At 42.9% G+C, this 12,732-nt stretch carries 5 protein-coding genes; 3 read left to right on the forward strand and 2 right to left on the reverse strand.

The window, feature by feature from the left end; translation table 11 throughout:
* Nucleotides 1-34 precede the first annotated feature (34 nt).
* From IPK86_02350 to IPK86_02360, 3 genes are all read left to right on the forward strand, one after another.
* Entirely contained in the window at nucleotides 35-7,897 is a 7,863-nt protein-coding gene (locus IPK86_02350; GenBank protein QQS16302.1) for a hypothetical protein, read from the forward strand.
* Nucleotides 7,898-7,961: 64 nt separating this feature from the next.
* Nucleotides 7,962-9,926 (forward strand): hypothetical protein, encoded by a 1,965-nt coding sequence (locus IPK86_02355; GenBank protein QQS16303.1) that lies wholly within the window; start codon nucleotides 7,962-7,964, stop codon nucleotides 9,924-9,926.
* 2 nt (nucleotides 9,927-9,928) lie between these two features.
* On the forward strand, nucleotides 9,929-10,618 hold the full coding sequence (locus tag IPK86_02360) for a hypothetical protein (GenBank protein QQS16304.1): 690 nt from the start codon (nucleotides 9,929-9,931) through the stop codon (nucleotides 10,616-10,618).
* Between the two features lie 162 nt (nucleotides 10,619-10,780).
* Here IPK86_02360 and IPK86_02365 read toward each other — a convergent pair whose 3' ends face one another.
* Nucleotides 10,781-11,347, reverse strand: a complete 567-nt coding sequence (locus tag IPK86_02365) for an HD domain-containing protein (protein ID QQS16305.1) — start codon at nucleotides 11,345-11,347, stop codon at nucleotides 10,781-10,783.
* Between the two features lie 35 nt (nucleotides 11,348-11,382).
* On the reverse strand, nucleotides 11,383-12,660 hold the full coding sequence (locus tag IPK86_02370; GenBank protein QQS16306.1) for an MFS transporter: 1,278 nt from the start codon (nucleotides 12,658-12,660) through the stop codon (nucleotides 11,383-11,385).
* Between the last annotated feature and the right edge of the window lie 72 nt (nucleotides 12,661-12,732).

A 12,732-nucleotide genomic window follows, 5' to 3' on the forward strand; every position in this document is an offset into this window, starting at 1 on the left:
CCTATTAGTTTGGTTATGCTTTGCTCAGCCAACGGTGGCGCTTAGCTCAGAATTGTCTTGGGTTGGTAATATTTCAGAGGGCGGCTGGGAGAATGAGATCGACTGGCGTGGTCGCCCTGAAGAGTTGACATCGCATCTTCGACTGCAAAGCACTTATCACTTCAGTACCGATAGCGATGTTGAGTTGCGAGCCGGTGCTCAGTGGGTTGATGGCAAGATCTCGTTGGATGAGCTATCCATCGCAGCACATAACCAATTTGGACAGTTGCGTTATGGGCGACTTCCTTCATTACTTAGTGAACCAGTAGCGTATCAAACACCCACCCAACCAACCACCCAACGACGCACTGCGCCTTTTAACCGCGTGCCTATCTTCTTTGATACCCTTGAAAGTTTGTCTCACCAAACTATTGCTTATGATTCGCCCCAGTTTGGTGGCTTTCGAATTAGTTTAGCCAGTGGTCAGTCTGACCGATATGACAAACCCTTTCGCCAACTTAATGGGAATCAAGCAGTAGTTGAAAGTGAGCGAAGTTTTACGATGGACTTCGTGAATAAACCACGCCAATTCGCGGTAAAAAGTGTACAAATTAGCTTTCAACCCAATGACCTTTTTTTGGCACGTTATACCCTAGCCCAATATGCCGATCATGTCCCGGTGTTCAAAGAGCGCTCCCAAACTATGCAGTGGGACAATGACCATACCACCACCATGAAACATGCTGGCGATGTTACTGGTTTTGAACCGGGCTGGATTCAACGCTACGAAGGGGGATTTTACCAACGTAACATAGCGTTGATGGCGAGTGCTCAGTTTGCTCATTTAAGTGGTTTGCCTTTTGATTTTGATTCGCCACACAGTGCGCCTTTTAACCAAAGCTATCATGATAGCCGACAAATTGGGCTTTCAGGGGCAATTCGACTGTCGCCACAAGTGACTATTCGTGCTGGCTACGTGACAGGTAAAAGTCATTGGGTCAACGGTTTGGCTCTATCGACTACCACATCATCGCAAACTTCAAGACGATTTCAAACCATTGATGCCTATCATCCCAATGAAACGGTCGTGATGGATCGAGGCACGGCTGAATTAGAAGCATTTGTCTGCGCGGAACTGAATCCTGATGGTACCTGTCAACGCTATTATGTACCACAAGACGCGAAAACCCTGGTGACTCAAATGCTAAGCGATGTTACTGCCGCCGTGGATAAAATTGAACGCTATTTCTTGCACATCGATTTGGCATCACCGACATTATTATTAGACCATCAAGCCGAAGTTTTAGGTTTGTTAGCCCAAAAAACCCGCACTATTCATTGTAGAAATGATTCAACGTTGGCAGCTTGCCAAACGGGTGTAAAAAATATTTTGCGTGCTGCTGCCGAGATCCACCATATCAAAACTGATTTTGATCAAGCTATGGATCGTTTAGAACGAGCTCATAACAAGATTCAACATATCTGGCATCAAGTGCAACGAGCTATCCCACATCCTGAGACCGAAACAGACTATCTCAAAGAGCTGTATGAATTTGTTGAAAAAGCAGCGGCCTATAGCACTCAACAATTTGCTATGCTTCATACCTGGGAAGACACCATGGAGCAAGTTGCCCACTATGCAACCGACGAAGCGCAGTCGGTTGCATGTCATGTTCAAGAAGAAGACAGACAGTTTGATCAAGACGTACAAGCTGTAGGGGTGGCCAATCGAACTGTCTGTACCAGAGCTCCAGTGCCTTGGGGAGACTATGTTTTTGATGGTGCTCAGGTGATTGATCCGACAAACCGCAAGTTGTGTGGGACATTTAATGACGACCGTACCTGCAAAACCTACATTACCCTAAAACAAGCGCTTGATGAACTGGATTCGCTAGGAGGGCACCCTCAAGGCTATTTACAACAGGCTGACCATACAGTGGGTAATATTGTTCAAACCACAGATAATATAACTGGGTATGCTTTGGATCAAGCCTATACAAACTATTTATACCTGCGAAATACTGATCAAAAAAAAGAAGCAGCACTTGCTATATGGAATGAAGCCTATGAACTAGTTGGGCATTTTCAAAATGTTCAAGACTGGTTTACAAGCCTCCAAAGTGTGCAACAGCAAGCGGACTTACTATGGCAGCAAATACAAGCGTTAATTCCTGATCCCACGCAAGCTATACAATCCGAGCGAACGCACTATGATCGTGCTCAATCAGTGGTGCAAACGATTGCACGTTACGTCAATAGCGTATCGGGCAAGGGGTCATTTTTGAATGACGCTCGACACCAGACTATTCCAGACGTTACTTTAATTGTTGGACAAGCCAAGGATTATGCATCCCGTGTGGGCTGTCTACTTAATGCGGAAGATTACTACGCCAAAGCGGATAGGATGCGACTAGATATGGTTTGCCAGAACCATACTTTATTTCATTACTTAAGAGAAGCGAAAGAAACTTATGCGCGAGCCCTCCAAAAAAACCCTAAAGAGATGGATACTGATAGACCCAATCCTGTTTGGGAAAAGGAAGCGTGGCTGGCACTAAAAAACATCAAGGACAACCTGACCGGGCAGATCCAGACGGTACAACTCGCGTCATCGTATTGCGCCATCAAACCTTCATCCATGGCATGTCAACAACAAGCTGCTAAAGTGGGCGTAGCACTCCAAGATGCTAACCGAGCTAGGCAAGAGCTAGATCGGGCCGATCGACGTTGGGCAAGCGTGAGCACAACCATTCATCGAGTCTTAGAGGAGGCCATCAGTGCTATACCCGATGCAGAGCGGGCGCCTCTCTATAATGAAGATACCTTGAACAAAATTGGAGCGTTTCATGATCAAGCATCCCAGTTTCAATTGCATGTACATGGTTTAAGGGATTCAGCGTATCAGGAGTTTAAACAGGCGGTGTGCTTACCTCAATCAGTGGATGTCCACCTTTCTCAGGAAGATCGTCAGCAGATAGCCACGATAAAAGAAGAGCTAAAATTAACCTGCTCTGAACACCTGAACGGATCAGTGGATTCTACTTTTCCAGATCAAGAAATCATCACTGGTGTGCATACTCCTAGTCATAGCGGCAAGCCTGGTGACTCAAACACTGGTCCAAGGCATCATCCAAAAATACAAAAAGCAAAAAGAGATGCTATGGAGAAATGGTCAACCTGTTACGCAAAAGACGGGAAGGCTGATAATAAAGAAAGAAAAGCCTATCAAGCAGATGATGAAGCGGATCATAGTGAAGCGGATATCAGCAATACTCGCCATCAGGGGAGCGAACCGACATCTGAAGCGGTGAACAGGGCGGTGCTGAACCGTCAGCGTGCCGAAGCAGCCATTCAAGTAGCACGTCAAGCTAGAGAGAAAGCCAATGCAGACGCTGGGATCGCAAAGGCAGCCGAAGCGATTTATCAACAAGCTTATATATCAGAACATGGTACTAATCCCTTACCATTAAGCAACGGCCAAGACTCGACTCCTCTTTATACCGATGAGGATTACGCCAGACCTAAGGCGCACTATTATGCAGATCCTAATCAACAAATACCGGGCTATGGCGACTGGATAAAAAAACCAGAGGATACTGGGCCTCCCAAAGAGCCTGATATCCACCCCATGAAGCGTCCACCGAAACCGTATCATCCTCCCAAACCAAATGATACAGAGGGTGGTTCCATATCCCGAAGTGATTATGATCCACAGCATCCTGAAGCTTTTCGTCAAGAACATGCCCAGCGCGTGCAGGCAGACCGGTTTAACACCAGTCGTCGGGTAACCAATTTGCCCGATTCGGATCCAACGATGAAGCAATGGATGCAATACCTGCAAGCGCATTTACAGCAAAGGAGTACTCCCATAACGGGGGTGTCACCAACTCTTAACCAACAAGTTCACCGTGATTCAACTCCTCGTTTAGTGCGTCAGCAGCAGGTTGCGCCATCCACTAAACAGCAAGCGGTTCAACAACTCAAACAAGATATCAAACGCCTTGAAAAGCAACTTCGGTGGATTACGGTGTCTGGTCGCCCTCAAATTACTCGGGAGAGCTTAAAACAGGCCGCCATCCGCTTAGACAAGGACATCTTGGCAACTAAACAAGCCATCGGGCGCTCGCGCGATACACTCAATTTGCTATTTTTCAAAAAGAAACATATTCACTTAACGCATCGATCGGATCAACGCAGAGCGATTCAAAGCACGCAACGTGCTTATCTGAAAGCGCAAAGCATGATGAAAAAAGAGCAAGCCACGCTTCGTTTCTACCAACAACGCCAGGCACTATTAGCCAAATACCATCGCTTAAAGAATCGCTTGGCACAGGCTGATGAGCAGCTAGACTCTATGACGCAAAAAGGATCAAAACAAGCACCCAGAAATCGAGCAGAGTCAAAAGTGATGGGGGAGGGGGAAGTACGAACTACAGCACAAAAGGTCGCTTCACCCTCCAATACGGATCCTATAGAGGCAAAATTCAAGCAAGAACTTGCTGCCTTGATATCTCAGGTTGCTGAAACAGAATCCCTCTTCGAAGCCAAGCACCCAGTATTAGCAAAGCGTGATCAAGACAGCCAATCTTTCAATGCAATCGATATGTTGGATAAAAACATTGCCGAATTAACCGAAGCAATCAGTCTGGCAGATCAACAAAAAAACAAAGCAGAAGTTCAACGACTCACCCAAGCAAGAACTCATTACGAAAAACAAAAACAACAAGTGATGGCACGGCGACCAACCCAAGCTACCACTTATCAGAATCAACCCCGATCCAAACAAGAAGGTAAAGAGATGGGTCTTGGGTGGGGCTTAAAAGGAGGCAATCCAGGTAAGAAGGAAATAGAACAGTCGCAAGACGAGTATGAGGAAGCCAAAGAACCACCGCCAACATTTTCATTCTCAGAAGCTGTCGGCGCCGCTGAAGAAGGATTAATGGACGAAGGAAAGATTGCCGATACGCAAAGACGAATGCCATACCTTGAAACTAGAAAGAGTCCTAATCAATCTCTTGAATGGAAAGCTGAAAAGAGGTTGCAGCAGGTCGATGCGCTCTCACAGGAAGTTACAGCTGTCTTAGGGCTCGCACAAAAAAGCAAAAAAGATTTGAAAGATTTGAGTAAAAAGGAGGATATGATCCTCCAAAAAATCTCAGATATAGAGAAGCATGATCAGGAGCGCAGAGCACGCAGAGGAACATCTAGGTTATTATCTTTGAGTGGTAGTGGCCAATCCGTTAGCCTTGCTGATCGTGTCTTATCGCAAGGAAGTGAAGATGATCCAGTAGATGAGTCGAATCCTTCGCCAGAAATGCCTGAAATAAGACAAAGCGCTACGGAGGAAGAACTAAAAGATGCTTTGGTAGACACCTTGGATCAGGTTTTGCGGTCCATCCAGAATATGGATGTTGAAATTGCACGACTCCAGAGCACTATGCCAAGTGACCCAATAGGGTCGGCAGAAGCTCAGAAAAAAATCGAAGAATTAGAACACAAGAAGATCGACATGGAGCAAGCCGCAAAAGATATACAGCTTCAACAGCGTATGCAAAAGCCTAGCGATCCCCCATCACCTCCAGATAGTCCCACCAGCCTTTCGCTCGGAAAAATGCGTTCAGAAATCCAAGAAACTGAAAGCCTCATGCGAAGCACGAGAGGCGCCAGCAAGGAAAAACAAGTATTATACTTTCATTCTGAGAAACCTGTTACTGGTCAGCCTTTAGAACAGGTGACTGGGTTGTTGAACACTTTGAGCGAGCGAAAGAGAGAAGAAGGGAAGAAGGTTCAAGAGCTCTCAAGGTTAGCTGAAGATGGACTAGCAGAGTATTATTTACAACATCAAAAAAAACTTAACGAACCTTTAGGTAGCGGGAAACCCACAGATAGGCAAAGTCCAACTTTGTCAGATGAGCTAGATCAAGCACCACGGAAACCAACTCAATCGCACGAAAGGGACATGTCGCTTTCAAGCACACCATACTTTGATCGTGAGAAACCTGTTACTGATCAGCCTTTAGAACAGGCAGCCAGCTTGTTGAACGCTTTGAACGATGAACAGAGAGAGCGTTTGGAGGCGTTTCAGCTGCTCTCAAAACGAGCTCGAGCTGCGGCTGACTCAGAATTAAAAAATGAATATCTCACACAAGAACAAAGTTTCAAGAGAAGCTTGGATGTATCCCAAGTACTCCTAAATCAAGAAAAAACCCTAACAAAATTTAACTTATCTTCGAGTGGTAGTGGCCAATCCTTTAGCTTTGCTGATCGTGCCTTATCGCAGAGAATCAAAGATGAGGAGCCAGAAGAGCCAAAGCCATCATCTCTATCCATAGCGGTGTATTCCACGCCATCTTCTCATCGTATGGTTAGTTATATTTCGGGTACCAGCCAATTGATTGGTCAATCAGGCGAGCAACGTGCAGTTTCATCAGATTCGTCAGATCAAACACCAAGCGCACCAAAGGATATACGGCAAGAAAAGCCGGAATTGCCTAGTACTGCTAAAAAAATGTCGTTAAGAGAAGAGCTAGAGCTAGCAGGCTTAGATACTGAAGCAAAAGAAGAAGGACTCCTTATAACGCCTACGCCAACAGTAAAGTCTCGTTTTAAATTTCCGTCAACAACACATGAGAGCTTGTCAGAAGAAGATGAGAGCGCACAAAACAGGAGACATGTTTTAAAGGCCGCACAAGCTACACCACCTCCGAATCAAGTACAAGAAATTGATCAGTTGTTAGAAGATGACCAGCGTTCAATACAAAGAACCCAAACATCAAGACACATAACCCACAAAACATTTAGCAGCTTGGATAGTTTTTCGTTATCATCTGGCTTACCAGGAACGGAATTTAGCGTAAGCCCACTTGTAACTCAACGTAGCGATTTCTCCAACGAAGATAGATTGGAAAGCATTTTTGAAGTTGCATCATTCACATTGCCACCAAGCGGCGCAGGCGATTTGTCTGTCAAAGATCAAATAGAGAATCAAAACGAGTTGGTAGCAGCAACCGAGCTTTATCAAGAACTTCATAAAAAAAAATCACAGCTTGAAGATATCCTAGGTGCACTCAAAAAAGATTGGGAACAGAATCAGCGACAGATTGAAGAATTAAGAAATGCACGTGAAATACTTCTGTCCGAGATGGGGAAAAATGTATCAACTACTCGGACAGTCTTAGAGGAAGCAGAAGTTGATATACGTGATGCTGTAGAGAATTTAGAGGAAAGAGCAGGCGGCCGACTAAGACTTGCTCAAACCCAATTGGATGACATTAACAAACAGCAACGCGCCATTGAAATAAATCTAGTCCAAACTGAAAAAGATGATATCGAGGCTGCGATAAAACACAGCCAAAACGTGCGAAAATTTGCATCTCGTTTAAATAAAGATTCAGTCGACTTTGATAGCAGAGTAGCAAACTTATTAGTAGAGTTTGAGCATTTTAAAGAAACCGAAATGCATATGGCCAAACAAGACTTTCAAGCGAAAAAGGATGAATTAGATAGGCATCTAGAGGAGGCAATATTGAGCGAATATTACTACCCAGCACAAGTGAAAAGAATAAAAGGTATGGTACAAGATATTCAAAGTGCCATGAATAACCAACAATCTGTTATAGATAATAAAAGAGCAATATTGGGACTTACTAGACTACCCAGAGGCACAAGTTTCGGCAGTGACATTTCCTCTACATTATCTTTTCTAAAACCTAGTTTTATGGGCAGATTAACACCTATCCAAGATGAGAATACCTCATTTAACTCAAGATCGAGGACGTCATTTTTCAAAAGAGATAGCACTAACAGGCGTCTTAATTATGAAGAAGAAGATGATGATATTCCGAGAAAATCAAGACCAAGACGAAAAATAAGCGATTTGGGGGGGGGGTTCTTACCAACCATTCTCCCAGTTATCTGAACATAACTCCGAATTATTACCCCAATCACCCAATCCAACCAACCCATCACCCAATACAGGAATCTTGAAATTCCATGTTGATTTGCCTGAACGGTTTAACAAAGAAATTGAAACACGGCTCGCAAATTTAAAAAAAGACTTACTTGTAATAGATCAACAGACAGCAATAGTCCACGAGCTTGCTGAACAAAAAAGAACAATACAAAAATTTTTTGGGTCAGGTAACCTAAAGGAGCCAACTATAAATGAAGAAGCAAGATTGCTTACAGCACGTTATATTAAAGAACTTGAACAGCGCATTGTTGAGCTTGATACAGCAACAGAGAAAATAAATAAAGAGCTACGAGAAGTAAGTCTAACGGAAACAGTATCAAGAATATACAAAAACGAACTACGCAAGATAAAAGAAGCAAAAATACAATTGACAAGCGCATTACAATCAGCATTAGAGCAGTTGAGCAAGTTACCCAGCATAACGGATGAAAAATCGTTAAAACCCGATACACCATCAGCTAAAAAGACTGAAGAACCACAACCAACAAGCACTACTGTACCCGCAGAAAGAAATCCTACAGAAGAAGTAAAAGCAACACCGCAGTACGATGAGACACCCAGCATAATGGATGAAGAAGAACCGTTAACACCTTCATCCAATCAAGGAATCTTGGAATCCTATGTTGATCTGCCTCTGCAGATTTCCTTGTTGGAAAGTATCCAACATCCTACCAAAGAAGATGTAGAACAGCTCGCAAACTTAAGAAAAGACTTACGAAATCAAATAGCTCAACAGATCGCAATAATCAGCAGACTTGAAAGTCAAAACAAGGCAATACATAACTCTTTAAAGTCAGGTCGCCTAACAATTGCTGAAGAGTCTAACGAAAAATACATTGATAAACTTACTCAACGTATTGATGAGTTTAATACAGTAATAGAGGAAATAAATGAAAGGTTAGCACGACAATCATTCCTAATAGACAGCGCGAAAACAGTATACGAAACCCAACTACGCAAGATGGAAGACGAAAAAAAACAATTGGAATCCGCCTTACAAGTAGCATTAGAACGGATACACAACAGCTCACTTACCGCAGCGGATGAAATATCAACAATACACAATACCCAACTACGCAAGATGGAAGACGAAAAAAAACAATTGGAATCCGCCTTACAAGTAGCATTAGAAGTGACAGAAGAAAAGTCACCCAGCGAAATAAATGTACTTGGCAAAAAGATTGATGACATTAATACAGAACTCTGGGCCATACAGCAGTCTAAAGTTACACACAAACCTGATAATCCAACTTTCCAAACCATGCAAAGCAGAGAAGAAGAATTGAGTGACGAAGTAATGGTGATGCGAGATGAGATAAAAAGCTTACTAACAACTCTGCAGTACGACGAGCGATCCAGGTACGAAGAAAAAACTCCTACAGGAAAAGTAGAACCAAAACCGCTGTACGAAGAGCCGCCCAGCATAACACGGGGGGAAGACGCATTATTAACTATATATCGCGAAGCAGAATCTATAGGAGAGATGCAAGCACCATCCAGCATAACGGATGAAGAACAGTTTCAAAGCATTAGTAGGAGTAAGAGAAAGCGATTAAAGGCAGAATTTGCAATAATAAGAAAAGAGCTTGAACAATTAAAACACGGCGAGCTAAGCATACCCCAAACAACTTCTTTCTGGAACTGGAAAACTGCCCTTGGAGCCGGTGGAGCCGGGGTTGGATTAGTAGCGTTAGGATTTGCAATTGGCTACGTAGCCAGCCTGCTAATAATAGATGATGACGACGACGGAGAAGAAACGACTACAGAAGATACGACCGGAGAAGAAACGACTACAGAAGATACGACCGGAGAAGAAACGACTACAGAAGATACGACCGGAGAAGAAACGACTACAGAAGATACGACCGGAGAAGAAACGACTACACCTCCTGAAGAAGGAAGTACTACCACAGCAACACCTGCCACACCAACATCAATTCCAAATAGTGGGGGGGGGGGGCAGGCGGTGGATTAGTATTGGGACTCTTAGGCTTACTAGGAGCTGGTGCTGCAGCTTTCATGATGATGAATGATACAGACGAGGAAGGCGAAGAAATAGAAGATGAAACCCTACCTTTACCTGAAGACAAAACGAAAGTTTCCAATAACATGACACTAAGTGATGAACTCGTGGCACTACTCAAACTGTTCTATCGAATGGAACAAAAAACAGTTACAAAAAAAACTACAGTAACCAATCAACTGTCTCATCATCAACTTCATCCTTTCTTATTACTCGCTATGAATGGGGATGGTCCTTTGGTGATGGGATCACAATCAGCACGATATCTTAAGAGCGAGAAGCCTTTACTACCACCGTTACGGGTGGATTATCATCCCTCTACACGACAACGCTATAACTGGTTGCCTTATCAAGCCTGGCATAACAATCAACCTGAAATAGATGAACCACCAGAAATAATTACCTTCACCCCTAATCAACCAGTTGAAGTCTACGATGGCAATTTATATGACTTACAGAACCAGGATAGCGACTATCAACAATGGATCATTGGATTAGACTATGACTTCACTTCTCAAATAAAACTGAACTGTTCGCTGGGCTATTTAGCCAGTCATAGTATCTATCATTTAACCAACGATAAACGAGAAGATAAGAAGCGAAAAACCTTTACTGCTGGTATTGATTTGATGATTCGGTTTTAAGAGTAGGATAGTTACTAACCAAATTATATTGGATGAATTGGTTCTTCAAATTTAACATAATATATATTATACGAAGTTAAATAAGTAGAACATAAACGAACTAACTGCTCTCTTAGTCAAGCAAAATGCTTGACTAAGAGATTCTGATAGATTGTTAATGGCTTATAGAATGATGCATTGCGCTATCATAGCTTGATAATGCTCTAATTCTGGAGGGATAAAATCGGCTTTTTTCCCTTTATCATCCGCAATACGCACTTTAAGCGAATCTTCAAAATAGGGATCGGTTTCAAATTCGAGTAACTCAAGATCTGTCATGCGACCACGTTGGTGAGGTAAGTTAAGGGTATATTTGCTGTGTTCACTTAAACCGTCATAGTACTCTTTTGAGTTAGTGACTAAATAGCGCTTTGCCGCAACGTGATTACGCGCTAGTGCGCACACTTTCGGTGTGAAATATAGTTCACGCAATAAACGTCCACTGAGGTATTCGTGACCAAGCCCTGAGTCTAATTCCTCAAGGCTTACTCCCTTTTCCATAGCGTTTAAACGTCCTATATCATGGAGCAGTGCAGCGATGATTGTTTCTGCATCACCATCTGCCTTTTTCGCAAAGTAAGCACTTTGTAGGGCATGGGTAAGCTGTGAGACTCCCTCCCCCATATAGTCCAAATCAGCTGCTTGAGCCATGATTTTTTCAATTTTTGCAACAATGATTTCTTTTGTCATGATTGAATTTTTCCAATGATAAATGGTAGATGAAGTTATTGTAAGTTCGTTTCAGCAATACCACGGGGATACATTAACGTTAATAAAGCTCCCCCAAAAAGTGGTAAAGACATGATCATGACAGCTATATAGATTCCTATTGAGTGCTCCAAGAATGGCAGAAACATGGTACCGACGAACGCACCTATCTTACCCATGCTAGCAACAAAACCATGACCCGTTGCACGGATGGATGTTTCGTAGATTTCTGCTGGTATTAGATAGGTTGTTGTTCCGACTAGTGCTATAAAAAAGTTGTACAGCATAAAAATCGATACAATAAAAGTATTGCTGGTAAAAATCGGATGGAATATTCCGAACCCTAAAGACAGTAAACAAATTGCTGTGATAAAGAACCAAATACTTTGGAAGGTACGCCGATCCATTTTGTTAATAATGAGCCTAGCTATAATACATCCGGCGAGTGTTGCTAAGGATGTAAAAATGGTCACTTTAAAAGCATTACTGATTTTTTCAAAGGGATCTACTGATTGATGAATTTGCAATATCATCAATATGGTTGGCATAAACATGTGAATGCCGTATTCGGAAATGTCTTTTAACGCATAGCAGGACGAGGCAATGAAAGTACGCTTTCGGTACTGCGGATTACAAATTTTTACAAATCCGCTAAAGGTTGTTTTGATCCGCTGTGCTGCTTTCCACAGAAAGCTTTCAGGTAACTTTGTACGTAAAAGCGAGCCAATGATCGCTGGGATGGCTCCGAGCAAGAACATCCAGCGCCATGCTGTATTGGAGGAATCTACTTGTATAATTAAAAAAGCCGCCAATGCTCCGGCTGGATAACCAATTGCATTGATGATTCTAATCATAGCAACGGATTTTCCTCGCTTAAAACGAGCTATTTCAGCCAAGTAAGATGCACAAATTGGATAATCTGCCCCTACCCAAAATCCTACCAAAAACCGAAAGCACATAAACGATTCTGGATTCCATGCACAGGCCGACAATAAAGAGACCATAATAAATGCAATCATATTGACATACATGAGTGATTTACGTCCAAATTTGTCGGCAAACATACCTACTAAGAAGGCTCCTAGAGCTGCTCCCAGGGGTGCAGCGGCTTGCATTAATCCCAGTAAAAGCCCTTCAACCTGAAATCCTTGTTTAACAAAAGGCTCCGCCATGGAGGCAATAAATAAATCATAAGCATCAGTAAACATACCAATCCCGCAAACAGCTAGCACTAAAGCATGGTTCACAGATTCTTTCTGTGAGAACGTAGGATTTTCTCCGCTAGTTTGACTCATAGTACTTTCTCTGTTATGTGTATAAATATTGAAACGTTAACTGCCGAGCCTACGTAACATAAAACCAATTAA

It is taken from the genome of Neisseriales bacterium, assembly GCA_016699915.1.
GTDB lineage: Bacteria > Pseudomonadota > Gammaproteobacteria > Burkholderiales > Q3-R57-64 > Q3-R57-64.

What these genes read in the sequence shown, in the direction of transcription:
- IPK86_02365 (QQS16305.1), bottom strand. Translation starts at nt 11,347, where the DNA reads ATGACAAAAGAAATCATTGTTGCAAAAATTGAAAAAATCATGGCTCAA.
- IPK86_02370 (QQS16306.1), bottom strand. Translation starts at nt 12,660, where the DNA reads ATGAGTCAAACTAGCGGAGAAAATCCTACGTTCTCACAGAAAGAATCT.